Here is a 24,659-nt window from a genome sequence, read left to right as displayed (position 1 = left end):
GATCGTGACCCTGATTGCACCAATTGCAATGGACGAAGGTCTGCGTTTCGCCATCCGTGAAGGTGGCCGTACTGTAGGTGCTGGTGTTGTTGCTAAAGTTATTGCTTAATCTTTGATTATGAAAAGATTATAACGAAAGAGGAGCCAAGGCTCCTCTTTTCTATTTTTAGCCACCCTAACTGGTGGCTTTTTTATTTCTAAAAAACAATAATTGAAATGAGATTCATTTCTATTTACTATTGCCTGACATCGTTCATTTTATAAACGCGACCAATTTTAGGCATAGTTATTATACCTGACCTAAATGTCATTAAGAGTGTAATGTAAATAGCTAGAAGAGTGCTTCCATGTATGTCTGTCTCTGTAATGCAATAAGTGATAAAACCATACGCAACGCTGTCCATCAAAGACATGTTCGTTCTATCAAAGAATTGAGGGACTTTATCCCTGTAGGAAGTGATTGCGGAAAATGCATACGTCAAGCACGTGAGATAATGGATGAAGAGATCGCCCTCCTGCCTGCAATAAATAATGTTGCTTAAAATAGATGCAATTTCCTTGTAATTACTCCGCCAAACTAGTACTACACTATAGTTACTGGAAGCGGAGGAAATTGTTATGAAAGGTGATAAAAAGATAATTGCACATTTAAACAAACTGTTAGGTAATGAGCTTGTCGCTATTAATCAGTATTTCTTGCATGCCCGAATGTTTAAAAATTGGGGATTGATGCGCTTAAACGAAGTTGAGTATCACGAATCCATTGATGAGATGAAGCATGCAGATAAACTGATTGAGCGGATTCTTTTTTTGGAAGGTGTGCCAAATCTACAAGATTTAGGCAAGCTCAATATCGGAGAAGATGTCGAAGAAATGCTATGTTCTGATCTGGAGCTAGAGTTACGTGGTATAAAAGATCTGAGAGAAGCAATCGCATATGCTGATTCAGTTCATGATTATGTCAGTCGGGATTTGATGATAGAGATACTCACGGATGAAGAAAATCATATAGATTGGCTGGAAACTCAACTTGAACTCATATCTAGAATTGGCATGCAAAATTATATTCAATCTCAACTTGCTGAAGAAGAATAGTTATAACATCCCGCCCTATAATTTACTGTATATAGGGCGTTTTCCTTCTTTTTTCCTTTTGTGTGTATTTTTTGAATAGATTTCATCCTTAATCTTGCTTTGCAGATAAATTCACGTATAATGCGCAGGCTTACCTACACAGAGTAGGACTGATTAATCATCAGTAATGAGCGGTAACTTACCGCCGCCATTTAAAATACTCCCGATATGGGAGTTATACACAGAACGATTACACTTCCCCATCAATCGAAATGGGTGCGAGTAGTGATCATTTACGTTTATAAAATAGTTGGAGCTCTGGTCTCATGCAGAACCAAAGAATCCGTATCCGCCTGAAAGCATTTGATCATCGCTTGATCGATCAATCAACTGCGGAAATCGTAGAGACTGCGAAACGCACTGGTGCGCAAGTTCGTGGTCCGATCCCGCTGCCGACTCGTAAAGAGCGTTTTACCGTTCTGATTTCTCCGCACGTTAACAAAGATGCGCGTGATCAGTACGAAATTCGCACTCACAAACGTCTGGTTGACATCGTTGAGCCAACCGAGAAAACCGTTGATGCTCTGATGCGTCTGGATCTGGCTGCCGGTGTAGACGTGCAGATCAGCCTGGGTTAATCAGGTCATTGAGCGATTGAGAGGTTGAAACAATGATTGGTTTAGTCGGTAAAAAAGTAGGTATGACTCGCATCTTCACTGAAGATGGCGTTTCAATCCCTGTAACTGTTATCGAAATCGAAGATAACCGTGTAACTCAAGTTAAAAGCAACGAGACTGACGGTTACTGTGCAATTCAGGTAACGGCTGGTAGCAAAAAAGCTAACCGCGTTAATAAATCTGAAGCAGGTCATTTCGCTAAAGCTGGCGTTGAAGCTGGCCGCATCCTGCGCGAATTCCGTCTGTCAGAAAATGACGCAGAGTTCACTGTAGGTCAAAGCATTAGCGTTGAAATTTTCGCTGACGTTAAAAAAGTCGACGTTACTGGTACATCTAAAGGTAAAGGTTTCGCGGGTACTGTTAAACGCTGGAACTTCCGTACTCAGGATGCTACCCATGGTAACTCCTTGTCTCACCGTGTTCCGGGTTCTATCGGTCAAAACCAGACTCCGGGCAAGGTATTCAAAGGCAAGAAAATGGCAGGCCAACTGGGTAATGAGCGTGTAACCGTTCAGAGCCTAGATGTAGTACGTGTTGACGCTGAGCGTAACCTGCTGCTGGTCAAAGGTGCTGTTCCAGGTGCAACGAACAGTAACCTGATCGTAAAACCGGCTGTCAAGGCGTAACGTCGAGGAGATAGGAATGGAATTGGTAATGAAAGACGCGCAAAGCGCGCTGACTGTTTCCGAAACTACCTTCGGGCGTGATTTCAATGAAGCGCTTGTGCATCAAGTAGTTGTTGCGTATGCAGCTGGTGCTCGTCAAGGTACTCGTGCTCAGAAAACTCGTGCTGAAGTTTCTGGTTCAGGTAAAAAACCATGGCGTCAAAAAGGTACTGGCCGTGCGCGTTCTGGTTCTATTAAGAGTCCAATTTGGCGCTCTGGTGGTGTAACTTTCGCAGCGAAGCCACAGGACCACAGTCAAAAAGTTAATAAAAAGATGTACCGTGGTGCTCTGAAAAGCATCCTGTCTGAACTGGTACGTCAAGATCGTCTGATCGTTGTCGAGAAGTTCTCTGTTGAAGCACCTAAAACTAAGTTGCTGGTACAGAAACTGAAAGAAATGGCTCTGCAAGATGTGCTGATCGTCACTGGCGAAGTTGATGAGAACCTGTTCTTAGCAGCTCGTAACCTGTACAAGGTTGACGTTCGCGATGCAGCAGGTATCGACCCAGTAAGCCTGATCGCCTTCGACAAAGTGGTTATGACTGCTGAAGCTGTGAAGCAAGTTGAGGAGATGCTGGCATGATCCGTGAAGAACGTCTGCTAAAAGTACTGCGCGCGCCGCACGTATCTGAAAAAGCTTCTACAGCGATGGAAAAAAACAATACCATCGTTCTCAAAGTTGCGAAAGACGCGACTAAAGCAGAGATCAAAGCTGCCGTACAGAAACTGTTCGAAGTTGAAGTTGAAGGTGTAAACACTTTGCTGGTTAAAGGTAAAGTTAAACGCCACGGTCAGCGTATTGGTCGTCGTAGCGACTGGAAAAAAGCTTACGTCACCCTGAAAGAAGGCCAGAATTTGGACTTCGTTGGCGGCGCTGAGTAAGTCGGAGGAGTAAAGAACAATGGCAATTGTTAAATGTAAACCTACGTCTCCGGGCCGTCGCCACGTTGTTAAAGTGGTTAACCCAGAGCTGCATAAGGGTAAGCCTTATGCTCCGTTGTTGGAAAAAAACAACAAAACTGGTGGTCGTAACAACAATGGTCGTATTACCACTCGTCACATCGGTGGTGGCCATAAACAGCATTATCGTCTGATTGACTTCAAACGTAATAAAGACGGTATCCCTGCTGTTGTTGAGCGTCTGGAATATGATCCAAACCGTTCAGCAAACATCGCACTGGTTTTGTATAAAGACGGTGAGCGTCGTTATATCCTTGCGCCTAAAGGCCTGAAAGCGGGTGATCAAATCCAGTCTGGTGCTGATTCAGCAATCAAGGCAGGTAACGCTCTGCCAATGCGCAATATCCCGGTTGGTTCTACTGTTCACAACATAGAAATGAAACCAGGTAAAGGTGGTCAGCTGGCTCGTTCAGCAGGTGCTTATGCACAGATCGTTGCACGTGACGGTTCTTATGTAACCCTACGTCTGCGTTCTGGCGAAATGCGTAAAGTACTGTCTGATTGCCGTGCTACTTTAGGTGAAGTTGGCAACGCAGAACATATGCTGCGCGTTCTGGGTAAAGCCGGTGCAAGCCGCTGGCGTGGTATCCGTCCTACCGTTCGCGGTACGGCGATGAACCCAGTAGACCATCCACACGGTGGTGGTGAAGGTCGTAACTTTGGTAAACACCCTGTAACTCCATGGGGCATCCAGACCAAAGGTAAGAAGACCCGTAGCAACAAACGTACTGATCAATATATCGTACGTCGCCGTTCTAAAAAATAATTAGAGGATAAACCATGCCACGTTCTCTCAAGAAAGGTCCATTTATTGACCTGCACTTGCTGAAGAAGGTAGAGAAAGCGGTGGAAAGCGGAGACAAAAAGCCTATTAAGACTTGGTCCCGTCGTTCAACGATCTTTCCTAACATGATCGGTTTGACCATCGCTGTCCATAATGGTCGTCAGCATGTTCCAGTTTTTGTTTCCGACGAAATGGTTGGTCATAAACTGGGTGAATTCGCGCCGACCCGTACTTATCGCGGCCATGCGGCCGATAAAAAGGCTAAAAAGCGCTAAGGTAGGAGGAAGAGATGGAAACTATCGCTAAACATCGCCACGCTCGTTCTTCTGCTCAGAAGGTTCGCCTTGTGGCAGACCTGATCCGCGGTAAGAAAGTGTCGCAAGCTCTGGAAACTCTGACCTATACCAACAAGAAAGCTGCTGGTTTAGTGAAGAAAGTACTTGAGTCTGCTATTGCTAACGCAGAACACAACGATGGCGCTGACATCGATGATCTGAAAGTCACGAAGATTTTCGTAGACGAAGGCCCAACTATGAAGCGTATTATGCCTCGTGCCAAAGGCCGTGCAGATCGTATCCTGAAGCGCACCAGCCACATCACTGTGGTTGTGTCCGATCGCTGAGACTCTGGAGACTAGCAATGGGTCAGAAAGTACATCCTAATGGTATTCGTCTGGGTATTGTCAAACCTTGGAACTCTACCTGGTATGCGAATACTAAAGAATTCGCTGACAACCTAGACAGCGACTTTAAAGTTCGCCAGTACTTGAACAAAGAACTGGTTAAAGCATCTATTTCACGTATCGTTATCGAACGTCCTGCGAAAAGCATCCGTGTAACCATTCACACTGCTCGTCCAGGTATTGTAATCGGTAAAAAAGGTGAAGACGTTGAAAAACTGCGTAAGGCTGTAGCGAATATCGCTGGCGTTCCTGCGCAGATTAATATTGCCGAAGTGCGTAAGCCTGAACTGGACTCAAAATTGGTTGCTGACAGCATCAGTTCACAGCTGGAACGTCGTGTTATGTTCCGCCGTGCAATGAAACGTGCTGTACAGAACGCAATGCGTCTGGGCGCTAAAGGTATCAAAGTGGAAGTAAGTGGCCGTCTGGGCGGCGCTGAAATCGCGCGTACAGAATGGTATCGTGAAGGTCGTGTACCTCTGCACACTCTGCGTGCGGACATCGACTACAATACTTCTGAAGCGCACACCACTTATGGTGTAATCGGCGTTAAGGTATGGATCTTCAAAGGTGAGATTCTGGGTGGTATGGCTGCAGTTGAACAGGCGGAAAAACCGGCTGCTCAACCTAAAAAGCAGCAGCGTAAAGGCCGCAAGTAAGGAGAGTCGCTGATGTTACAACCAAAGCGTACAAAATTCCGTAAAGTGCACAAAGGCCGCAACCGTGGTCTGGCTGCAGGCGCGGATGTTAGCTTCGGCACTTTCGGTCTGAAAGCTGTGGGCCGTGGCCGTCTGACTGCTCGTCAGATCGAAGCGGCACGTCGTGCTATGACCCGTGCAATTAAACGTCAAGGTAAAATCTGGATCCGTGTGTTCCCAGACAAACCTATCACCGAAAAGCCACTCGAAGTGCGTATGGGTAAAGGTAAAGGTAACGTAGAATACTGGGTTGCCTTGATCCAGCCCGGTAAAGTCCTGTATGAAATGGACGGTGTACCTGAAGAGCTGGCTCGTGAAGCATTCAAGCTGGCAGCAGCGAAACTGCCTATCAAAACCACCTTTGTAACTAAGACGGTGATGTAATGAAAGCACAAGAGCTGCGCGAAAAAAGCGTTGAAGAGCTGAACACTGAGCTGCTGAACCTGTTACGTGAGCAATTTAATCTGCGTATGCAGGCGGCAAGTGGCCAGCTGCAACAGTCTCACCTGTTGAAACAAGTGCGTCGTAATATTGCACGCGTTAAGACTTTACTGACTGAGAAGGCGGATGCGTAATGACCGATAAAATCCGTACTCTGCAAGGTCGTGTTATTAGCGACAAAATGGAAAAATCCATTGTTGTTGCTATTGAGCGTAAGGTGAAACACCCTCTGTATGGTAAGTTCATCAAACGTACGACCAAACTGCACGTACACGACGAGAACAATGAATGTGGAATGGGTGATGTGGTGGAAATCCGCGAAACCCGTCCACTGTCTAAGACCAAATCTTGGACTTTAGTTCGCGTTGTAGAAAAAGCGGTTCTATAATAGATCGCTGTATCGAATGAAGTAAACGGCTCAAAAAACAGGGCCGTTTATTTCTCTGTCCATCGCGAAGATGTGGTGTTATAATGCCGCGCCCTCGTAGTATGGGATATTGAAACGGCCTCTTTAAAAATAAAGTGGCTCAGTAGTAGTTGACATTTAGCGGAGCACTAAAATGATCCAAGAACAGACTATGCTGAACGTGGCCGACAACTCCGGTGCACGTCGCGTAATGTGTATCAAGGTTCTAGGTGGCTCGCACCGTCGCTACGCAAACGTCGGTGATATCATCAAGATCACTATCAAGGAAGCAATTCCTCGTGGTAAGGTGAAGAAAGGTGATGTCCTGAAAGCGGTAGTGGTGCGCACCAAGAAGGGTGTTCGTCGCCCGGACGGTTCTGTCATTCGCTTCGATAGCAACGCTTGCGTATTGTTGAACAACAATAGTGAGCAAGTTATCGGTACGCGTATTTTTGGGCCGGTAACTCGTGAACTTCGTAATGAAAAGTTCATGAAAATTATCTCTCTGGCACCTGAAGTACTCTAAGGAGCAGACAATGGCAGCGAAAATCCGTCGTGATGACGAAATTATCGTGCTGACCGGTAAAGACAAAGGTAAGCGCGGTAAAGTAAAACAAGTTCTTTCTTCTGGTAAAGTCCTTGTTGAAGGTATCAACTTGGTTAAAAAACATCAGAAGCCAGTTCCGGCTCTGAACCAACCAGGTGGCATCGTTGAAAAAGAAGCAGCTATCAATGTTTCTAACGTTGCAATCTTTAACACAGCAACCAGCAAGGCTGACCGTGTAGGTTTTAGATTCGAAGACGGTAAAAAAGTCCGTTTCTTCAAATCTAATAACGAAACTATCAAGTAATTTGGAGTGTACGATGGCGAAACTGCATGATTACTACAAAGACGAGGTAGTCCAAAAACTGATGACTCAGTTTGGTTACCATTCTGTCATGCAAGTCCCTCGGGTCGAGAAGATCACCCTGAATATGGGTGTTGGTGAAGCAATCGCTGACAAAAAACTGCTGGATAACGCAGCAGCCGATTTGACAGCAATCTCTGGTCAAAAACCATTGATCACCAAAGCTCGCAAGTCAGTTGCAGGCTTCAAAATCCGTCAGGGCTATCCAATCGGCTGTAAAGTAACCCTGCGTGGAAAACGCATGTGGGAGTTCTTTGAGCGCCTGATTTCTATTGCTGTACCACGTATCCGTGACTTCCGTGGTTTGTCCGCTAAATCATTTGATGGACGTGGTAACTACAGCATGGGTGTTCGTGAGCAAATCATCTTCCCTGAAATCGATTACGATAAAGTGGATCGTGTACGTGGTTTGGATATTACTATCACCACTACTGCGAACTCTGATGATGAAGGCCGCGCACTGTTGGCTGCGTTTAACTTCCCGTTCCGCAAGTAAGGCAGGGTACTCATGGCTAAGCAATCAATGAAAGCACGTGATGTAAAACGTGCGAAATTAGCTGAGAAATTCTTCGCAAAACGCGTTGAACTGAAAGCGATCATCTCTGATGTAAACGCATCTGATGAAGACCGTTGGAATGCTGTTCTCAAGCTGCAAACACTGCCACGTGATTCCAGCCCTTGCCGTCAGCGTAACCGCTGCCGTCAAACTGGGCGTCCGCATGCATTTTTGCGGAAGTTTGGGTTGAGCCGTATTAAAGTCCGTGAAGCCGCTATGCGCGGTGAAATCCCGGGCCTTAAAAAAGCTAGCTGGTAATTGTCACCAATTGAATCACGGGAGTAAAGACAGATGAGCATGCAAGATCCGATCGCGGATATGCTGACCCGTATCCGTAACGGTCAGGCCGCGAATAAAGTTGCGGTCACCATGCCTTCCTCCAAGCTGAAAGTGGCAATTGCCAAAGTGCTGAAGGAAGAAGGTTACATTGAAGATTTTAAAATCGAAGGCGACACCAAGCCAGAACTGGAAATAACACTGAAATATTTCCAAGGTAAGGCTGTTGTAGAAAGCATTCAGCGTGTAAGCCGCCCAAGTCTGCGCATCTATAAGAAAAAAGATGAGCTGCCACAAGTTATGGCTGGCTTGGGTATCGCTGTTGTTTCTACCTCTAAAGGTGTAATGACTGATCGTGCAGCTCGCCAAGCAGGTCTTGGTGGCGAGATTCTCTGCTACGTAGCTTAATTCGGGAGGAAAGAATGTCTCGTGTTGCAAAAGCACCCGTCGTCATTCCTGCCGGCGTAGAGGTTAAACTCAACGGTCAGGTTATTTCGATTAAGGGTAAAAACGGCGAGCTAAGTCGTACAATCCACAACGCAGTTGAAGTTAAGCATGCGGATGACCAACTGACTTTCGCTCCTCGCGAAGGTTTCGCTGATGCATGGGCACAGGCGGGTACAACTCGTTCTTTGCTGAATGCAATGGTTATCGGTGTTAACGAAGGTTTCACTAAGAAACTCCAACTGGTAGGTGTTGGTTACCGTGCAGCAGTTAAGGGCAACGCTGTTAGCTTGTCTTTAGGCTTCTCGCATCCGGTTGAGCATCAACTGCCAGCAGGCATAACTGCGGAATGCCCATCACAAACTGAAATCGTACTGAAAGGTGCTGATAAGCAGGTGATTGGTCAAGTTGCGGCAGATCTGCGTGCCTATCGTCGTCCTGAGCCATATAAAGGCAAGGGTGTTCGTTACGCCGATGAAGTCGTGCGTACCAAAGAGGCTAAGAAGAAGTAAGGTAACACTATGGATAAGAAAGCAGCTCGTATCCGTCGTGCGACCCGCGCACGCCGCAAGCTCCAGGAACTGGGTGCAACCCGCCTGGTGGTACACCGTACCCCTCGCCATATTTATGCGCAGGTTATCGCACCAAATGGTTCTGAAACTCTGGTAGCCGCTTCTACAACAGAAAAAGCTATCAGTGAACAACTGAAATTTACTGGAAACAAAGAAGCCGCAGCATTAGTTGGTAAAATTGTTGCTGAACGTGCTCTGGAAAAAGGCATTAAAGATGTGTCCTTTGACCGTTCTGGTTTCCAATATCATGGTAGAGTCCAGGCACTGGCAGATGCTGCCCGTGAAGCTGGCCTTCAGTTCTAAGGTAGAGGTGTAAGATGGCTCACATCGAAAAACAAGCTGGCGAACTGCAGGAAAAGCTGATCGCGGTAAACCGCGTATCTAAAACCGTTAAAGGTGGCCGCATTTTCAGCTTTACAGCACTGACTGTAGTTGGTGATGGTAACGGTCGCGTTGGTTTTGGCTACGGCAAAGCACGCGAAGTTCCGGCAGCAATCCAGAAAGCGATGGAAAAAGCTCGTCGCAATATGAAAAACGTCGCACTTAACAGCGGCACCCTGCACCATCCAGTGAAAGGCTCACACACCGGTTCTCGCGTGTTTATGCAGCCTGCTCACGAAGGTACAGGTATCATCGCCGGTGGTGCGATGCGTGCTGTTCTGGAAGTGGCTGGAGTTCGTAACGTACTGGCTAAAACCTACGGTTCCACTAACCCAATCAATGTGGTTCGTGCAACCCTGGACGCTTTAGACAGTATGAAGTCTCCAGAAATGGTCGCAGCTAAGCGTGGAAAATCCGTCGAAGAAATTCTGGGGTAATGAACCATGGCTACTAAGACTATTAAAATCACTCAGTATCGCAGTGCAATCGGTCGTTTGCCTAAACACAAGGCAACTCTGACTGGTTTAGGTCTGCGTCGTATTAACCATACTGTTGAACGTGAAGATACACCAGCTATTCGCGGTATGGTCAACTTGGTTTCCTATATGGTTAAAGTTGAGGAGTAACAGATGCGCTTAAATACTCTGTCTCCGGCTGAAGGTGCCAAGCACGCCCCTAAACGTGTAGGTCGTGGTATTGGTTCTGGTCTGGGTAAAACCGGCGGTCGTGGTCACAAAGGTCAGAAGTCTCGTTCTGGTGGTGGCGTTCGTCGCGGTTTTGAAGGCGGCCAAATGCCTCTATATCGTCGTCTGCCAAAGTTTGGTTTTACTTCACGTAAGGCAATGATCACTGCAGAGATTCGTCTGTCTGATTTTGCCCGTGTTGAAGGCGATGTTATTGATCTGAATGCACTAAAAGCTGCTAACATTATTGGCCCTCAAATTGAATTCGCTAAAGTAATGCTTTCTGGCGAAGTCAATCGCGCAGTAACTGTGCGTGGCTTGCGTGTTACTAAAGGCGCCCGCGCTGCAATTGAAGCTGCTGGCGGTAAAATTGAGGAATAAGTAACAGATGGCTAAACAACCAGGATTAGATTTTCAAAGTGCCAAAGGCGGATTAGGCGAGTTAAAACGCAGACTTTTGTTTGTCATTGGAGCTCTAATTGTTTTCCGTATTGGCTCTTTTATTCCAATCCCTGGTATTGATGCCACTGTGCTTGCCAAATTGCTCGAGCAGCAAAGAGGCACCATCATTGAAATGTTTAACATGTTCTCTGGTGGTGCTTTAAGCCGTGCTTCTATCTTTGCACTGGGTATAATGCCGTATATTTCTGCATCTATCATTATCCAGTTGCTAACAGTGGTTAATCCCCGTTTAGCAGAGATTAAGAAGGAAGGGGAAGCTGGTCGTCGTAAGATCAGTCAGTACACCCGTTATGGCACATTAGTGCTGGCAATATTTCAGTCAATCGGTATTGCTACTGGGTTGCCGAATATGCCTGGAATGCAAGGTCTAGTAATTAATCCTGGTTTTGCGTTCTACTTCACGGCTGTTGTAAGTCTGGTCACGGGAACCATGTTCTTGATGTGGCTGGGTGAGCAGATTACTGAACGGGGTATTGGTAACGGTATTTCGATCATAATCTTTGCTGGTATCGTTGCAGGTCTACCACCTGCGATTGGTCACACCATCGAGCAAGCTCGGCAAGGCGACCTGCACTTCCTCCTGTTGCTGTTGGTTGCAGTATTAGTATTTGCCGTAACTTTCTTCGTTGTTTTCATGGAGCGTGGTCAACGTCGTATCGTTGTTAACTATGCAAAGCGTCAGCAAGGTCGTAAAGTTTTCGCGGCACAAAGCACACATTTACCGTTGAAAGTGAATATGGCTGGGGTTATCCCCGCAATTTTTGCTTCCAGTATTATTTTGTTCCCTGGTACCATAGCTTCTTGGTTTGGTGGTGGAACAGGCTGGAACTGGCTAACAACTATTTCTATGTATTTGCAGCCAGGTCAACCGCTTTATGTGTTATTATATGCTTCTGCAATCATCTTCTTCTGTTTCTTCTACACGGCTTTGGTATTCAACCCAAGAGAAACAGCAGATAACCTGAAGAAGTCCGGTGCATTCGTACCAGGAATTCGTCCGGGAGAGCAAACGGCTAAGTACATCGATAAAGTAATGACTCGTTTAACCTTAGTTGGTGCGTTATATATTACTTTTATCTGCTTAATCCCGGAGTTTATGCGTGACGCAATGAAAGTTCCATTCTATTTTGGTGGTACTTCCCTACTTATTGTAGTTGTTGTCATCATGGACTTTATGGCTCAAGTGCAAACTCTGATGATGTCGAGTCAGTATGAGTCTGCATTGAAGAAGGCAAACCTGAAAGGATATAACCGCTAATCGGTTTGCTTGAGAAGTTACGGAGAGTAAAAATGAAAGTTCGTGCTTCCGTCAAGAAATTATGTCGTAACTGCAAAATCGTTAAACGTAACGGTATCGTTCGTGTGATTTGCAGTGCAGAGCCTAAGCACAAACAGCGCCAAGGCTAATTAATCGCATATTTTTCTTGCAAAGTTGGGTTGAGCTGGCTAAATTAGCCAGCCAATCTTTTTTATCTGACAGCAACATTATTTGAGTATCCTGAAAACGGGCTTTTCAGAATGATGTTGCAGTGAATAAATATTGTAGGAGTGCATAGTGGCCCGTATAGCAGGCATTAACATTCCTGATCAGAAACATACCGTAATCGCGTTAACCTCGATTTACGGCATCGGTAAAACCCGCTCACAAGCAATCTGTGCAGCAGCGGGCATTGCTGAAAATGTTAAGATCAGTGAGCTGTCTGAAGAGCAAATTGACAAGCTGCGTGACGAAGTTGCCAAATACGTTGTAGAAGGTGATTTGCGTCGTGAAGTAACCCTGAGTATCAAACGTCTGATGGACCTTGGTTGCTATCGTGGTTTGCGTCATCGTCGTGGTCTGCCAGTTCGCGGTCAGCGTACTAAGACCAATGCACGTACCCGTAAGGGTCCGCGTAAGCCGATCAAGAAATAATCGGGGTATTGAATAATGGCAAAAGCACCTATTCGTGCACGTAAGCGTGTAAGAAAACAAGTCTCTGACGGTGTGGCTCATATCCATGCTTCTTTCAACAACACCATCGTTACTATTACTGATCGTCAAGGTAACGCATTGGGTTGGGCAACTGCTGGTGGTTCCGGTTTCCGTGGTTCTCGTAAATCTACTCCGTTCGCGGCTCAGGTTGCAGCAGAACGCTGTGCTGAAGCAGTGAAAGAATACGGAATTAAGAACCTGGAAGTTATGGTTAAAGGACCTGGTCCTGGCCGTGAGTCAACTATCCGCGCATTAAACGCGGCTGGTTTCCGCATCACTAATATTACTGATGTGACTCCGATCCCTCATAACGGTTGTCGCCCACCGAAAAAACGTCGCGTTTAATTCGTCTTCGTTTTTAGGATTGTTGGAGAAAGAAAATGGCAAGATATTTGGGTCCTAAGCTCAAGCTGAGCCGTCGCGAGGGTACAGACCTTTTCCTGAAGTCTGGCGTTCGCGCGATTGACACCAAGTGTAAATTAGAACAGGCACCAGGCCAGCACGGCGCACGTAAACCGCGTCTGTCTGACTATGGTGTACAGTTACGTGAAAAACAAAAAGTTCGTCGTATTTACGGTGTTCTGGAACGTCAATTCCGTAACTACTATAAAGAAGCAACTCGTCTGAAAGGCAACACAGGTGAAAACCTGCTGAACTTGCTGGAAAGTCGTTTGGATAACGTCGTTTATCGTATGGGCTTTGGCGCGACTCGTGCTGAATCACGTCAAATGGTAAGCCATAAGGCTATCATGGTAAATGGTCGCGTTGTTAACATCGCTTCTTATCAGGTATCCCCGAATGACGTAGTCAGCGTTCGTGAAAAAGCGAAGAAGCAGGCTCGCATTAAAGCAGCCTTAGAGCTGGCTGAGCAGCGTGAGAAACCAACTTGGTTGGAAGTTGATGCTGCGAAGATGGAAGGTATGTTCAAACGTATTCCTGAGCGTACTGATCTATCCGCTGACATTAACGAACACCTGATCGTCGAGCTTTACTCTAAGTAAAGCTTAGCACCAAAGAGAGGACACAATGCAGGGTTCTGTGACAGAGTTTCTAAAACCGCGCCTGGTAGATATCGAGCAAGTCAGTTCGACGCACGCCAAGGTGACCCTTGAGCCATTAGAGCGTGGCTTTGGCCATACTCTTGGCAACGCACTGCGCCGTATTCTGCTTTCGTCTATGCCGGGTTGTGCGGTGACTGAGGTTGAGATTGATGGTGTACTGCATGAGTACAGCACCAAAGAAGGTGTACAGGAAGATATCCTGGAAATTCTCCTCAATCTGAAAGGGCTGGCGGTGAAAGTTCAGGGTAAAGATGAAGTTATCCTTACCTTGAATAAATCTGGCATTGGCCCTGTGACTGCAGCCGACATCATCCATGATGGTGATGTCGAAATCGTCAAGCCGCAGCACGTAATCTGCCATCTGACTGACGAAAGCGCTTCCATTAGTATGCGTATTAAAGTTCAGCGCGGTCGTGGTTATGTGCCGGCTTCTGCCCGAATTCATTCGGAAGAAGATGAGCGCCCTATCGGTCGTTTGTTAGTAGATGCTTGCTATAGCCCAGTAGAGCGTATTGCCTACAATGTTGAAGCAGCTCGTGTAGAACAGCGTACTGACTTGGATAAGCTGGTTATCGAGATGGAGACTAACGGTACAATCGATCCTGAAGAGGCGATTCGCCGTGCAGCTACCATTCTGGCTGAACAACTGGAAGCTTTTGTTGATTTACGTGATGTACGTCAACCAGAAGTTAAAGAAGAGAAGCCAGAGTTTGATCCGATCCTGCTGCGCCCTGTTGACGATCTGGAATTGACTGTCCGCTCTGCTAACTGCCTTAAAGCAGAAGCTATCCACTACATCGGTGATCTGGTACAGCGTACCGAGGTTGAGTTACTTAAGACTCCTAACCTAGGTAAAAAATCTCTTACTGAGATTAAAGACGTACTGGCTTCGCGTGGACTTTCTCTGGGCATGCGTCTGGAAAACTGGCCACCAGCAAGTATTGCTGATGAATAACTAGATCACAGGTTAAGGTTTTACTGAGAAGGATAAGGTCATGCGCCATCGTAAGAGTGGTCGTCAATTGAACCGCAACAGCAGCCATCGCCAAGCTATGTTCCGTAACATGGCAGGTTCTTTGGTTCGTCATGAAATCATCAAGACGACTCTGCCTAAAGCGAAAGAACTGCGTCGCGTCGTTGAGCCGCTGATTACTCTTGCCAAGACCGACAGCGTAGCTAATCGTCGTCTGGCATTCGCCCGTACTCGTGACAACGAGATCGTGGCAAAACTGTTTAATGAACTGGGCCCGCGTTTCGCGAGCCGCGCAGGTGGTTACACTCGTATTCTGAAGTGTGGCTTCCGTGCTGGTGACAATGCACCGATGGCATACATCGAGCTTGTTGACCGCGCCGCTGAGTCTCAGACAGAAGCAGCATCTGCAGAGTAATCTGTAGAAGCGTAAAAAACCGGGTATTATCCCGGTTTTTTATTGCTCCTTAATTCTCTTTCGGTCATCATCTTATTTCTCATCAATTAACCTGCAAATCTTCTTTGTGCGGGTGATCTCTTTATCTATTCTGGTAATATCATCTTTACTTTCTATTTGAATTTGATAGGAGAGTCTCCTATGTATCGTATTGGTCAGTTGGCTAAATTAGCAAATGTCACCCCGGACACTATCCGTTTCTATGAAAAACAGGGATTGATGATTCAGGGAGAAAGAACCGAAAGTGGTTATAGACTTTATACAAAACAAGACCTACAACGATTACGTTTTATTCGTTATGCAAAACAATTGGGTTTTACCCTGGAAACGATTGTAGAGCTTCTCTCTATTCGGGTGGATCCAGAACATCACACATGTCAGGAATCGAAACATATCGTTGATTCAAGATTACAGGAAGTTGAAAAAAAATTATTGGAAATGCAAAGAATGCGTGATTCTTTGAAGATGTTGAGTGATGCGTGTTGCGGTAGTGCACATGTCAGCACATATTGTTCTATATTGGAAATTCTGGAAGAGGGAGCAACAAATAATTAATATTTCTTTATTATTATGAGTGTTAACAGTACAATTTAGTCGTTTTTAATCAGATGATTTTTATAATCAATCAACAAATTAGTTTTTGTTAGAGGTCCTTATGACAACATATCGCCATAAAAAGGGCGTGATCAAAGATAACGCTATAGAAGCCCTATTACACGACCCTTTGTTTAAACAAAGAGTAGAAAAAAGCAAAAAAGGTAAAGGAAGTTATAATCGTAAAGCAAAACATGGTAAAAATAGTGGTTGGGAGGCCAATGATAATAATTTTTTCAAGTTGTTATCATTGGCCTTCTAACTTTTTAAACTGACAATATTAGCTTAATAAAGCTGAGGCAAACGTTTTAAAGGAAGAAAGGACTTGGCTGGAAAAGCTTTTCCACTTCAGGAACGAATTTTTTATCAGTAATAAACATGATCACATGATCACCTTGCTGAATGATACTGTAATCATTGGCAATAATGACTTCTTCATTGCGAACAATAGCACCAATTGTTGTTCCTGGCGGTAGTTTGATATCACCTATCTTGCGCCCAACAACTTTTGAAGTATTCTCATCGCCATGAGCTATGGCTTCGATTGCTTCAGCGACACCACGCCTTAATGAAAATACACTAACAATATCTGCTTTACGGACATGACCAAGTAGTGCGGATACTGTTGCTTGCTGAGGAGAAATGGCAATGTCAATGACTCCACCCTGTACTAAATCAACATATGCACTGCGTTGAATAAGCACCATTGCTTTTTTGGCACCCATTCGTTTTGCGAGCATCGCTGACATAATATTGGCTTCATCATCATTTGTTAATGCGATAAAAACATCAACTTGTTCAATATGTTCTTCGGCCAGTAATTCTTGATCTGAAGCATCTCCATAGAACACAATAGTATCGTGTAATAGTTCCGCAAGTTCTATAGCTCTTTCTTGGTTATGTTCAATTAGTTTGACGCTGTAATCTTTTTCGAGCCGTAGGGCTAAGCCTGCACCAACATTGCCCCCACCAACGATCATAATGCGTTTGTATGGTTTCTCAAGACGTTGTAATTCACTCATGACAGCCCTGATATGCTGTGATGCGGCAACGAAAAACACTTCATCCCCAGCCTCAATAATTGTTGAGCCTTGTGGTCTGATTGGACGATCTTGGCGGAATATTGCAGCGACTTTGCTATCGATATGTGGCATATGCTCCCGAAGTGAAGATAAGGCATTTCCTACTAGTGAACCGCCATAATAGGCTTTGACTGCGACAATACTGACTCGGTTTTCCGCAAAATTAACAACTTGCAATGCACCAGGGTATTGAATCAATTTATAAATGTAGTCAATTACCAGTTGTTCAGGAGATATTAGATAATCAATTGGAATATGATCAGGTTGGAATAATTTCTCTGATTCTCGGATATACTCTGATGATCGTATCCTAGCGACTTTATTAGGCGTGTTGAATAGAGAGTAAGCAATTTGGCATGCAATCATGTTGGTTTCATCGGAATTTGTAACAGCGACCAACATATCTGCATCTTCAGCTCCCGCTTCCCTTAATATTCTGGGATGAGAGCCATGACCATTTACAACCCTCAGATCGAATTTATCCTGCAACTGACGTAAACGATCTGTATCGGTATCAACGACAGTAATATCATTGTTTTCATCAACCAAATTTTCGGCTAATGTTCCTCCAACCTGGCCTGCGCCCAGAATAATTATCTTCATAGCATTCTCTTTTTGATTAGAAGCTGTTGTTCTATTCTTGATATTTTAGCAAAATCGCAAAACTCTCTCGTTCAATGGGAACGAGAGAGATGTGTCATTGCTTAGTTATCCGAGCATAAAAGAAACCGTCACCACCGGCTATTTCTGGAATGATTTGTGTTCCGGGTTTTTCCTGTGAGCCGGTTTCTGATGATAATACAGCATCTGAATGACGTTCCAAAAATGCCTTAATTTGCTCGTTATTTTCTTGGGGTAAAATTGAGCAGGTTGCATAAACCAGAGTGCCACTTTTCTTTAGATATGGCCAGATAGCATCAAGAATTTCAGATTGCAATGTAACTAATTGATCGATATCTTCATTTCTGCGTAACCATTTTATATCAGGGTGACGACGGATGACTCCAGTTGCTGAACATGGTGCATCAAGGAGAATACGATCAAATTGCTCACCTGCTGCCCATTCATGTGGAAAACGACCATCACCTGCTTTTACGACAGCATATAAATTAAGTCTCTGTAAATTTTCTTTTACCCGTTTAAGTCTTTGTTCATCAATATCAATGGCCAGTACCTTCGATTTTGGTGCTATCTCAAGAATATGAGTCGTTTTTCCTCCGGGGGCGGCACAAAGATCCAGTATAGATTCCTCATTACATGGATTTAAAAGTGCAGCGCATCCTTGGGCTGAACGATCCTGAATAGTTACCCATCCTTGATCAAATCCGGGTAGGCAATTTACAGGGCAAGGACTCAGGAGACGAATAGCATAGGGATGATCCGCATCCAGTGCTGCTTCTATATTGGCCTCTTCCAGCAGTGTGAAGTATTCATTAACCGTATGATAACGTTGGTTTACCCGTAACCACATAGGTGGTTTTTGGTTATTGGCATCTACTATATTCTGCCAATTTTCTGGATAAGATTTCTGAATGCGTTCTAGCAGCCATTGTGGATGTAAGTATTGACTGGCGTGATTATTTTCTCGTTCGATTAATTCTTGCTGCTGACGCTGAAATTGGCGCAGGACGCCATTGATTAACCCTTTTAGTTGAGGTCGTTTTAAGTTAATTGCACCATTAACGGTTTCAGCAAGCGCTGCATGTTCAGGTATGCGTGTATAAATAAGCTGATAGAGTCCGACCATGATCAGGTAGTGGAAAATACGTTGTTTTCCTTTCAATGGCTTTGCCATTAATTGGGTAATAAACCATTCAAGTTGAGGCAATACCCTCATAACGCCAAAGCAGAGTTCTTGTAGCAGAGCCTTGTCTTTGTCAGAAACTCTTTGTTGAAGTTCAGGTATAACAGTACTGAGAGATTGCCCTTGCTCAAGTACTTGGGTGATCGCTTGTGCTGCGATGCTTCGCAGGTTGTATGTATTTTTCATGGTATGGTTAAAAAAGCTGGCTGTCGTCAGCATCATAAAGAGGAAGAAGCCTGTATGCTAAAAGCATACAGGAAAATGAGTATCAGTTGATTTTGCTACCTGGTGTAAACCACTCACGTTTGGAATTTAGAAGATCGGCAGCAGACATTGCTTTTTTGCCAGGTGGTTGCAACTGAGTAATATTTAATATTCCATCGGCAGTCGCAACTTGGATACCTTTTTTATCTGCGCTGATAATGGTGCCGGGAACTTGGGTAGTTTGTTCGATGATGACTTCTGCTCGCCAGATCTTAATGGGGTGATCATCAATTAAGAAGAAGCTCATAGGCCAGGGATTGAAAGCGCGAACACAGCGCTCAAGTTGGATTGCAGGCAGATTCCAATCCACTTTTGCTTCATCCTTACTCAGTTTTTCGGCGTAAGTCGCACGAGTGCTATCCTGAATTTCTGGCTGACATTTTCCCGATGTGATTAAATTTAAGGTATCTAGTAAGGCTCTTGGACCAATATCGGCAAGCCTTTCATATAAGCTGGCACTGGTATCTTCATTTGTAATTGGACAAACTGCTTTCAGTAGCATATCGCCGGTATCAAGCCCCGCATCCATTTGCATGATAGTTACGCCAGTTTCTTGGTCTCCGGCCCAAATTGAACGTTGGATAGGCGCAGCGCCACGCCAGTCAGGTAATAAAGAACCATGAACATTCAGGCATCCCAAATGTGGAATATCTAAAACAGCTTGGGGAAGAATCAGCCCATATGCAACAACGATCATAATATCAGCTTGCTGCTCGGTGACCCATTGTTGGCTTTCTTCTGTACGTAAGGTTGTTGGCTGGAAAACAGAAATACCGTGTTCTTCAGCCAGTACCTTTACAGGGCTTGGTGTCAGTTTCTTACCTCTTCCTGCCGGTTTATCTGGTCGAGTGAGCACGCCAACAACTTGATGTTGAGAACTTAATAAAGCAGTCAAATGATGAGCCGCAAAATCAGGGTTTCCGGCAAAAATAATACGTAAAGAATCAGACACTGTTATTTCCTGCAATAATAAAATTTATTTGCTCTTGGTTCTCAAACGATCAATCTTTTCAACTTTCTGACGGATGCGCTGGCGTTTCAGCGGAGATAGGTAATCAACAAAAAGTTTACCAATCAAGTGATCCATCTCATGTTGAATGCAGATTGCCAGTAGTCCATCGGCTTCCAATTCAAACGGCTGACCGTGATAATCTAAGGCCTTAATTTTTACTTGTTCAAAACGTGGCACAAATCCACGCTGTTCAGGAACAGATAGACAACCTTCTTCTATCCCTGTTTCACCAGATTCATTGACTAGTTCTGGATTGATAAGCACAAGGCGCTGTTCACGATCTTCAGAGACATCAATGACAATAATTTGTTGATGAATATCGACTTGTGTTGCTGCTAAGCCAATACCTTCTTCTGCATACATCGTGTCGAACATATCATCAATGATACGTTGGATTTCTGCATCCACTTTTTTTACTGGCTTTGCAATTGTGCGAAGCCGCTCGTCTGGATAATGTAATATTTGTAAAACTGACATATGTGTTTAGAACTGCGTCCAAGAAATGAGTGATAATTGCTGCCTATTCTAGACATTTCCCGTTTAGATTGACAGTATTGAACATAAAATAATCATGAAGGTGTTACCTTCAATCGGGTCAGGATGACGATATGGATACAATGGAAATGTGGTTACGGATGAAAATGGTTTCTCATCTTTCAGCAACAAAGGCGATGTCCATTATGGAACGCCTGTTACAAGCGAAGCATTGCAGTATTACGTTTCTTAAAGAATGTGGTTTGTCTCCTGCACAATGCTTGCAATTTACGAAGGCCAATCCTTCCGCGCTGGTGTCGGCCCTCAATTGGTTAGGGCAACCGAATAACCATCTATTGACCGTTTCTCATCCTGAATATCCTCCTCTATTAAAACAGATACATTCACCTCCTCTTGTACTTTTTGTTACAGGTGATATATCACTCTTGTCCCAAAAACAAATTTCAATAGTTGGCAGCAGAACAGCAACTTTCTATGGTGAAAAGTGGGGAAAAACATTTGCCAGTGAATTGGCCAGAAATAAACTGATTATAACCAGTGGGTTGGCGATAGGTATTGATGGTATCTGTCATCAGGCAACATTGGATTCAGGAGGAAAAACGATTGCGGTACTTGGTAGTGGTCTTGAAAATATCTATCCCACCCGCCATCAGTCTCTGGCTCATCGCATTAAAGAAAATGGTGCGCTGGTTTCCGAGTTTTTTCCTGATACCCCGCCCAAGGCCAAGAATTTTCCAAGAAGGAATCGGATTATTAGTGGATTGAGCCTGGCTCTGCTTATAGTGGAAGCCCATAGAAACAGTGGATCACTAATTACGGCACGCTGTGCCCTTGAACAAGGAAGAGATATCTTTACATTACCCGGTCCATTAGGAACTCCCTCAAACGAGGGTAATCATTGGTTGATCAAACAAGGAGCTTATTTGGCAACAAATGTGATGGATATAATGGAACATATTAATGCTTCGTTTCAATGGGTTAATTTAGAAGAAGAAGTAAAAGAAAAGGCAAGCGAACAATTTGAACAAACAGAGTTGCCATTTGCGGATGTGCTGGTTAACGTAGGCAACGACGTTACACCTATTGATGTGATTGCTCAACGTTCTTGCCTTCCTATTACAGAAGTCATGACCAAGTTGTTAGATCTTGAACTTATGGGAAAAGTTGCCGTTGTTGCTGGTGGATATGTTCGAACCCATTAATCTATTTAATTTGTCCTTTTTCCAACATTATGATGGCTGGTCTTCAGCGAGTGAAATATGTCTAAGAAAGCGCCCTTTGTTATAAAAGAAACAGAATATTGCCCTGAGTGTGGTGCTGGATTAATTATCCGTAATGGATCTCATGGCCCATTTTATGCGTGTTCTGGCTATCCATCCTGCAATTATCTTCGTCCTTTGAAAGCGCAGGGCGATGGACATATTGTAAAAGAATTGGATGGACAAACCTGCCCAAGATGTGGTTTCACTTTAGTCTTACGGCAAGGGCGCTATGGCATGTTTATTGGTTGTAGCCATTATCCTGAATGTGAGCACACAGAGCTGATTGATAAACCAGATGAGACATCCATTAATTGTCCTCAATGCCAACAAGGAAAATTATTTCAGCGTAAATCGCGTTTTGGAAAAGTATTTCATTCCTGTAGCCGTTATCCAGATTGCCAGTTTGCACTTAACAATAAGCCTGTTTTGGGTGAATGTAAGTTTTGCCGCTATCCATTGTTAATAGAAAAACGTACTTCCCAAGGCGTAAAATTATTTTGTGCCAGTAAATTGTGTAGTAAGCAGCAATTCAATGAGATTGAGAAAGAAAATGAGTAACGAAACCTCACCTGCATTTGATGAAATTATCACGGCTTTAAAAGAAGAAAAAGTCATTGCTTATCCAACAGAAGCTGTTTTTGGGTTAGGTTGTGATCCCGATAGTGAAAACGCAGTACAAGAGTTATTAGCGCTGAAAAATCGGTCTTGGGAAAAAGGACTAATCCTTATTGCTGATAATTATGAGCGGCTATGTTCTTATATTGACGATGAACAGTTGAGCGAGCTACAAAAAGAAACCGTATTTTCCTCTTGGCCTGGCCCTGTTACATGGGTAATGCCAGCGAAAAAAACGACACCAAAATGGCTGACTGGCAAGTTTTCAACTTTGGCCGTCCGGGTGACTGCTCATCCTTTGGTTAAGCAGCTATGCTCCCTTTATGGAAAACCACTCGTTTCGACCAGTGCGAATCTAAGCGGATTAGCGCCATGTCGAAATTCGGAAGCAGTGCGTCAACAATTTGGAAATCGTATCCCGGTTTTGGAAGGTGAAGTCGGGGGACGTAAAAATCCATCGGAAATCAGGGACGCTTTAACGGGTCAGTTATATCGGCAAGGGTAGGAAAATAATGGATAAATTTGCGGTTTTTGGTCATCCAATTGAACACAGTAAATCTCCTTATATTCATCGTTTGTTTGCCGAACAGACAGGCATTGAACATCAATATGGGAAAATACTTGCTCCGATAGAATGCTTTGAACAAACCTTGGCTCATTTTTTTGAGCAGGGTGGTTTGGGAGCGAATGTCACTGTCCCTTTTAAAGAAAGAGCTTACCAGCGTTCGGATGAGTTGACCGAGCGAGCAAGGATTAGTGGAGCGGTCAATACATTAAAACTCGTCGAAAGAAATCGACTGCTTGGTGATAATACTGATGGGATAGGGTTATTGGTGGATTTACAACGACTCAATTTCATTTCTCCGGGGCAAAATATCCTGATTATTGGTGCTGGTGGAGCGGCGAAAGGGGTGTTATCTCCTCTATTATCATTGGGTTGTTCAGTCACTATTACTAATCGTACATTTGAGCGCGCTCAACTAATCGCGAATAAATTTTCTCTACTAGGTGATATCCGGGCTATTGAAATGGAGAAACTTATTTTTCCAAACTTTGATGTCATTATTAACGCAACTGCTTCCGGCCTTGATGGAGAAATCCCTGCAATATCGCCGTTAATTTTCCGGAACAACAGCGTCTGTTATGACATGTATTATCAGTATGGATTTACGCCTTTTCTCAGTTTCGCCCATCAAAATGGAGTCTCACGTTTAGCCGATGGTTTAGGAATGCTGGTAGGGCAAGCAGCATATGCTTTTGAATTGTGGCATGGAGTATTTCCTGAAATAGAACCCGTGTTAACTGCTTTAAGACGAGAATTACATTCATGAATCAATCAATTCAATTTCCTGATCGTGAAGAATGGGATGAAGTTGGGAATAAAGTGGTATTTCCAGCGATGGTAAATGGTTTGTTGGTGGAATGTATGATTAGTGCTGATGAACTTATTGAACGTTATGGTACAGCTCATCACCCACTCGCTTTGTTTCGTCAATACCGCTGGGATTTGGAGGAGGAGTTTGAAACGATTATTTTGAGTGGGCATGATGATAAATTCGGGCATTACTTTTTGGTTTCAGATTGTGTTGCCAAAGATGATTGTGTCGCCAAAGATTGCGCCGCTAAGTAATTGTCTTTCCAGCGGGTATAATTATTAGCCGAATAAAGCAGCCCTTCCAATTCTTCAGGTTTGAGTTTTCTTACTTGTCTGGCTGGGCTACCTACATATAGATACCCACTTTCTAACCTTTTACCGGGGGGAACGAGGCTTCCAGCTCCGATGACTACATCGTCTTCAATAATAGCCCCATCAAGTAAAATAGAACCCATACCGACCAATACTCGATTTCCAATCTGACATCCATGCAGCATTGCCTTATGGCCCACGGTGACATCTTCTCCAATGATCAGCGGGTAGCCATCCGGATTATCCGTGGATTTATGTGTTACGTGTAGAACAGAGCCATCCTGAATATTTGTACGAGAACCAATAGAGACATAATTCACATCTCCGCGGATAACCACTAGAGGCCAGATACTGACATCATCAGCCAATCTGACATCTCCAATGACAACAGAAGAGGGGTCTAAGAGAACTTTTTGACCAATTTGAGGATAGAAGTTTAGATATTGACGTAAAACAGTGGACATAAGAAACCTCAACAGTAAGGGAGGATAACAATTAATAGAAATGTTATTGAGGAAAATATCGTCATGCAATCAAAATATTTGTTTCAATTTTGGGCTAATTGAGTGTTCTTTACATCTCTTAGGGTAAAAATTGCTCAATCAGAAATAAAATGCAAAAAAACTATTGTCAGGCGCGGAAAACTCCCTATAATGCGCCACCACTGACCGACGCTGAGCTGCAACACGCCGCGAAGGCCAGGGGAAGGAAAGCG

Annotated in this window: 43 protein-coding genes; 38 read left to right on the top strand and 5 right to left on the bottom strand. The window is 44.3% G+C overall.

The window, feature by feature from the left end:
* The 33 genes from Xbed_RS16405 to Xbed_RS16245 form a co-directional block, all read left to right on the top strand.
* Nucleotides 1-109, top strand: a 109-nt coding sequence (locus Xbed_RS16405) for an EF-Tu C-terminal domain-related protein (RefSeq protein WP_080718654.1), incomplete at its 5' end; no start/stop codon positions are given.
* 238 nt (nucleotides 110-347) lie between these two features.
* Nucleotides 348-542, top strand: coding sequence for a bacterioferritin-associated ferredoxin (gene bfd, locus Xbed_RS16400; protein ID WP_086113943.1), 195 nt, complete (start codon nucleotides 348-350; stop codon nucleotides 540-542).
* Between the two features lie 76 nt (nucleotides 543-618).
* A complete protein-coding gene (bfr, locus tag Xbed_RS16395; RefSeq protein ID WP_086113942.1) occupies nucleotides 619-1,095 on the top strand; it encodes a bacterioferritin in 477 nt (158 codons plus the stop codon).
* Nucleotides 1,096-1,400: 305 nt separating this feature from the next.
* Entirely contained in the window at nucleotides 1,401-1,712 is a 312-nt protein-coding gene (gene rpsJ, locus Xbed_RS16390; RefSeq protein WP_001181005.1) for a 30S ribosomal protein S10, read from the top strand.
* A gap of 32 nt (nucleotides 1,713-1,744) precedes the next feature.
* Complete coding sequence (gene rplC / locus Xbed_RS16385; RefSeq protein WP_086113941.1) at nucleotides 1,745-2,377, top strand: 50S ribosomal protein L3; 633 nt, start codon at nucleotides 1,745-1,747, stop codon at nucleotides 2,375-2,377.
* 16 nt (nucleotides 2,378-2,393) lie between these two features.
* Complete coding sequence (gene rplD / locus Xbed_RS16380) at nucleotides 2,394-2,999, top strand: 50S ribosomal protein L4 (protein ID WP_047961677.1); 606 nt, start codon at nucleotides 2,394-2,396, stop codon at nucleotides 2,997-2,999.
* The gene (rplW, locus tag Xbed_RS16375; protein WP_045968045.1) at nucleotides 2,996-3,298 is read left to right on the top strand and encodes a 50S ribosomal protein L23; all 303 of its coding nucleotides are present in this window, start codon (nucleotides 2,996-2,998) and stop codon (nucleotides 3,296-3,298) included. The genes rplD and rplW overlap by 4 nt, the downstream gene beginning before the upstream one ends.
* Before the next feature lie 19 nt (nucleotides 3,299-3,317).
* Entirely contained in the window at nucleotides 3,318-4,142 is an 825-nt protein-coding gene (gene rplB, locus Xbed_RS16370) for a 50S ribosomal protein L2 (RefSeq protein WP_086113940.1), read from the top strand.
* Nucleotides 4,143-4,156: 14 nt separating this feature from the next.
* Nucleotides 4,157-4,435, top strand: coding sequence for a 30S ribosomal protein S19 (gene rpsS / locus Xbed_RS16365; RefSeq protein WP_011148791.1), 279 nt, complete (start codon nucleotides 4,157-4,159; stop codon nucleotides 4,433-4,435).
* Between the two features lie 14 nt (nucleotides 4,436-4,449).
* A complete protein-coding gene (gene rplV, locus Xbed_RS16360; protein ID WP_010847481.1) occupies nucleotides 4,450-4,782 on the top strand; it encodes a 50S ribosomal protein L22 in 333 nt (110 codons plus the stop codon).
* A gap of 17 nt (nucleotides 4,783-4,799) precedes the next feature.
* Nucleotides 4,800-5,501, top strand: a complete 702-nt coding sequence (gene rpsC / locus Xbed_RS16355; protein WP_086113939.1) for a 30S ribosomal protein S3 — start codon at nucleotides 4,800-4,802, stop codon at nucleotides 5,499-5,501.
* Nucleotides 5,502-5,513: 12 nt separating this feature from the next.
* Nucleotides 5,514-5,924 (top strand): 50S ribosomal protein L16, encoded by a 411-nt coding sequence (gene rplP / locus Xbed_RS16350; RefSeq protein WP_012990491.1) that lies wholly within the window; start codon nucleotides 5,514-5,516, stop codon nucleotides 5,922-5,924.
* The gene (gene rpmC, locus Xbed_RS16345; protein ID WP_086113938.1) at nucleotides 5,924-6,115 is read left to right on the top strand and encodes a 50S ribosomal protein L29; all 192 of its coding nucleotides are present in this window, start codon (nucleotides 5,924-5,926) and stop codon (nucleotides 6,113-6,115) included. Before rplP ends, rpmC begins: the two co-directional genes overlap by 1 nt.
* The gene (gene rpsQ, locus Xbed_RS16340) at nucleotides 6,115-6,369 is read left to right on the top strand and encodes a 30S ribosomal protein S17 (protein WP_086113937.1); all 255 of its coding nucleotides are present in this window, start codon (nucleotides 6,115-6,117) and stop codon (nucleotides 6,367-6,369) included. Before rpmC ends, rpsQ begins: the two co-directional genes overlap by 1 nt.
* A 172-nt stretch (nucleotides 6,370-6,541) precedes the next feature.
* Nucleotides 6,542-6,913, top strand: coding sequence for a 50S ribosomal protein L14 (rplN, locus tag Xbed_RS16335; protein ID WP_047961675.1), 372 nt, complete (start codon nucleotides 6,542-6,544; stop codon nucleotides 6,911-6,913).
* A 10-nt stretch (nucleotides 6,914-6,923) separates the two neighbouring features.
* The gene (gene rplX / locus Xbed_RS16330; protein WP_086113936.1) at nucleotides 6,924-7,238 is read left to right on the top strand and encodes a 50S ribosomal protein L24; all 315 of its coding nucleotides are present in this window, start codon (nucleotides 6,924-6,926) and stop codon (nucleotides 7,236-7,238) included.
* A 13-nt stretch (nucleotides 7,239-7,251) separates the two neighbouring features.
* Nucleotides 7,252-7,791, top strand: a complete 540-nt coding sequence (gene rplE / locus Xbed_RS16325) for a 50S ribosomal protein L5 (RefSeq protein WP_086113935.1) — start codon at nucleotides 7,252-7,254, stop codon at nucleotides 7,789-7,791.
* Between the two features lie 12 nt (nucleotides 7,792-7,803).
* Nucleotides 7,804-8,109, top strand: a complete 306-nt coding sequence (gene rpsN / locus Xbed_RS16320) for a 30S ribosomal protein S14 (RefSeq protein ID WP_010847489.1) — start codon at nucleotides 7,804-7,806, stop codon at nucleotides 8,107-8,109.
* A 33-nt stretch (nucleotides 8,110-8,142) separates the two neighbouring features.
* Nucleotides 8,143-8,535 (top strand): 30S ribosomal protein S8, encoded by a 393-nt coding sequence (gene rpsH, locus Xbed_RS16315; protein ID WP_038240479.1) that lies wholly within the window; start codon nucleotides 8,143-8,145, stop codon nucleotides 8,533-8,535.
* A gap of 14 nt (nucleotides 8,536-8,549) precedes the next feature.
* Nucleotides 8,550-9,083, top strand: a complete 534-nt coding sequence (rplF, locus tag Xbed_RS16310) for a 50S ribosomal protein L6 (RefSeq protein WP_086113934.1) — start codon at nucleotides 8,550-8,552, stop codon at nucleotides 9,081-9,083.
* A 9-nt stretch (nucleotides 9,084-9,092) separates the two neighbouring features.
* The gene (gene rplR / locus Xbed_RS16305) at nucleotides 9,093-9,446 is read left to right on the top strand and encodes a 50S ribosomal protein L18 (protein WP_038240476.1); all 354 of its coding nucleotides are present in this window, start codon (nucleotides 9,093-9,095) and stop codon (nucleotides 9,444-9,446) included.
* A gap of 14 nt (nucleotides 9,447-9,460) precedes the next feature.
* Nucleotides 9,461-9,961, top strand: coding sequence for a 30S ribosomal protein S5 (gene rpsE, locus Xbed_RS16300; RefSeq protein ID WP_086113933.1), 501 nt, complete (start codon nucleotides 9,461-9,463; stop codon nucleotides 9,959-9,961).
* Between the two features lie 6 nt (nucleotides 9,962-9,967).
* Nucleotides 9,968-10,150 (top strand): 50S ribosomal protein L30, encoded by a 183-nt coding sequence (rpmD, locus tag Xbed_RS16295; protein WP_086113932.1) that lies wholly within the window; start codon nucleotides 9,968-9,970, stop codon nucleotides 10,148-10,150.
* Nucleotides 10,151-10,153: 3 nt separating this feature from the next.
* A complete protein-coding gene (rplO, locus tag Xbed_RS16290) occupies nucleotides 10,154-10,588 on the top strand; it encodes a 50S ribosomal protein L15 (protein ID WP_069317325.1) in 435 nt (144 codons plus the stop codon).
* Nucleotides 10,589-10,595: 7 nt separating this feature from the next.
* The gene (secY, locus tag Xbed_RS16285; RefSeq protein WP_086113931.1) at nucleotides 10,596-11,927 is read left to right on the top strand and encodes a preprotein translocase subunit SecY; all 1,332 of its coding nucleotides are present in this window, start codon (nucleotides 10,596-10,598) and stop codon (nucleotides 11,925-11,927) included.
* 32 nt (nucleotides 11,928-11,959) lie between these two features.
* A complete protein-coding gene (rpmJ, locus tag Xbed_RS16280) occupies nucleotides 11,960-12,076 on the top strand; it encodes a 50S ribosomal protein L36 (RefSeq protein ID WP_012768118.1) in 117 nt (38 codons plus the stop codon).
* 148 nt (nucleotides 12,077-12,224) lie between these two features.
* Nucleotides 12,225-12,581 carry a 30S ribosomal protein S13 gene (gene rpsM, locus Xbed_RS16275; protein ID WP_038240472.1) on the top strand — a complete coding sequence of 119 codons (357 nt, stop codon included), beginning with the start codon at nucleotides 12,225-12,227 and terminating at the stop codon, nucleotides 12,579-12,581.
* Nucleotides 12,582-12,596: 15 nt separating this feature from the next.
* Entirely contained in the window at nucleotides 12,597-12,986 is a 390-nt protein-coding gene (rpsK, locus tag Xbed_RS16270; protein WP_002919257.1) for a 30S ribosomal protein S11, read from the top strand.
* Between the two features lie 35 nt (nucleotides 12,987-13,021).
* Nucleotides 13,022-13,642 (top strand): 30S ribosomal protein S4, encoded by a 621-nt coding sequence (rpsD, locus tag Xbed_RS16265; RefSeq protein ID WP_069317323.1) that lies wholly within the window; start codon nucleotides 13,022-13,024, stop codon nucleotides 13,640-13,642.
* 25 nt (nucleotides 13,643-13,667) lie between these two features.
* A complete protein-coding gene (locus Xbed_RS16260) occupies nucleotides 13,668-14,657 on the top strand; it encodes a DNA-directed RNA polymerase subunit alpha (protein WP_038269634.1) in 990 nt (329 codons plus the stop codon).
* Between the two features lie 40 nt (nucleotides 14,658-14,697).
* Complete coding sequence (gene rplQ / locus Xbed_RS16255) at nucleotides 14,698-15,090, top strand: 50S ribosomal protein L17 (protein WP_010847501.1); 393 nt, start codon at nucleotides 14,698-14,700, stop codon at nucleotides 15,088-15,090.
* Nucleotides 15,091-15,270: 180 nt separating this feature from the next.
* Nucleotides 15,271-15,684, top strand: a complete 414-nt coding sequence (zntR, locus tag Xbed_RS16250) for a Zn(2+)-responsive transcriptional regulator (RefSeq protein WP_086113930.1) — start codon at nucleotides 15,271-15,273, stop codon at nucleotides 15,682-15,684.
* A gap of 100 nt (nucleotides 15,685-15,784) precedes the next feature.
* Nucleotides 15,785-15,985 carry an alternative ribosome-rescue factor A gene (locus tag Xbed_RS16245; RefSeq protein WP_086113929.1) on the top strand — a complete coding sequence of 67 codons (201 nt, stop codon included), beginning with the start codon at nucleotides 15,785-15,787 and terminating at the stop codon, nucleotides 15,983-15,985.
* 46 nt (nucleotides 15,986-16,031) lie between these two features.
* Here Xbed_RS16245 and trkA read toward each other — a convergent pair whose 3' ends face one another.
* From trkA to def, 4 genes are all read right to left on the bottom strand, one after another.
* Nucleotides 16,032-17,408, bottom strand: a complete 1,377-nt coding sequence (gene trkA, locus Xbed_RS16240; RefSeq protein WP_086113928.1) for a Trk system potassium transporter TrkA — start codon at nucleotides 17,406-17,408, stop codon at nucleotides 16,032-16,034.
* A 94-nt stretch (nucleotides 17,409-17,502) separates the two neighbouring features.
* Entirely contained in the window at nucleotides 17,503-18,795 is a 1,293-nt protein-coding gene (gene rsmB, locus Xbed_RS16235) for a 16S rRNA (cytosine(967)-C(5))-methyltransferase RsmB (protein ID WP_086113948.1), read from the bottom strand.
* Between the two features lie 82 nt (nucleotides 18,796-18,877).
* Nucleotides 18,878-19,825 (bottom strand): methionyl-tRNA formyltransferase, encoded by a 948-nt coding sequence (fmt, locus tag Xbed_RS16230; RefSeq protein ID WP_086113927.1) that lies wholly within the window; start codon nucleotides 19,823-19,825, stop codon nucleotides 18,878-18,880.
* Nucleotides 19,826-19,849: 24 nt separating this feature from the next.
* Nucleotides 19,850-20,362, bottom strand: a complete 513-nt coding sequence (gene def, locus Xbed_RS16225) for a peptide deformylase (protein ID WP_086113926.1) — start codon at nucleotides 20,360-20,362, stop codon at nucleotides 19,850-19,852.
* A gap of 131 nt (nucleotides 20,363-20,493) precedes the next feature.
* Here def and dprA point away from each other — a divergent pair, with 131 nt between their 5' ends.
* From dprA to Xbed_RS16200, 5 genes are read left to right on the top strand one after another with little or no spacing between them, the layout of a single operon-like run.
* Nucleotides 20,494-21,582: a DNA-protecting protein DprA gene (gene dprA, locus Xbed_RS16220; RefSeq protein WP_086113925.1), complete on the top strand. Its 1,089-nt coding sequence runs from the start codon at nucleotides 20,494-20,496 to the stop codon at nucleotides 21,580-21,582.
* A gap of 57 nt (nucleotides 21,583-21,639) precedes the next feature.
* Nucleotides 21,640-22,200 carry a DNA topoisomerase family protein gene (locus tag Xbed_RS16215; RefSeq protein ID WP_086113924.1) on the top strand — a complete coding sequence of 187 codons (561 nt, stop codon included), beginning with the start codon at nucleotides 21,640-21,642 and terminating at the stop codon, nucleotides 22,198-22,200.
* Complete coding sequence (gene tsaC / locus Xbed_RS16210; RefSeq protein ID WP_086113923.1) at nucleotides 22,193-22,762, top strand: L-threonylcarbamoyladenylate synthase type 1 TsaC; 570 nt, start codon at nucleotides 22,193-22,195, stop codon at nucleotides 22,760-22,762. The genes Xbed_RS16215 and tsaC overlap by 8 nt, the downstream gene beginning before the upstream one ends.
* Nucleotides 22,763-22,769: 7 nt before the next feature.
* Complete coding sequence (gene aroE / locus Xbed_RS16205; RefSeq protein WP_086113922.1) at nucleotides 22,770-23,588, top strand: shikimate dehydrogenase; 819 nt, start codon at nucleotides 22,770-22,772, stop codon at nucleotides 23,586-23,588.
* Nucleotides 23,585-23,887 (top strand): DUF1488 family protein, encoded by a 303-nt coding sequence (locus Xbed_RS16200; RefSeq protein WP_086113921.1) that lies wholly within the window; start codon nucleotides 23,585-23,587, stop codon nucleotides 23,885-23,887. The genes aroE and Xbed_RS16200 overlap by 4 nt, the downstream gene beginning before the upstream one ends.
* Here the strand turns inward: Xbed_RS16200 and Xbed_RS16195 are convergent.
* Nucleotides 23,821-24,408: a gamma carbonic anhydrase family protein gene (locus Xbed_RS16195; RefSeq protein ID WP_086113920.1), complete on the bottom strand. Its 588-nt coding sequence runs from the start codon at nucleotides 24,406-24,408 to the stop codon at nucleotides 23,821-23,823. The two genes, Xbed_RS16200 and Xbed_RS16195, sit on opposite strands and share 67 nt — an antisense overlap.
* Between the last annotated feature and the right edge of the window lie 251 nt (nucleotides 24,409-24,659).

This window comes from Xenorhabdus beddingii, from assembly GCF_002127545.1.
Classification (GTDB): Bacteria; Pseudomonadota; Gammaproteobacteria; order Enterobacterales; family Enterobacteriaceae; genus Xenorhabdus; species Xenorhabdus beddingii.
The sequence above is the reverse complement of the archived record's forward strand: the minus strand, read 5'-3'. Positions and strand labels throughout refer to the sequence as shown.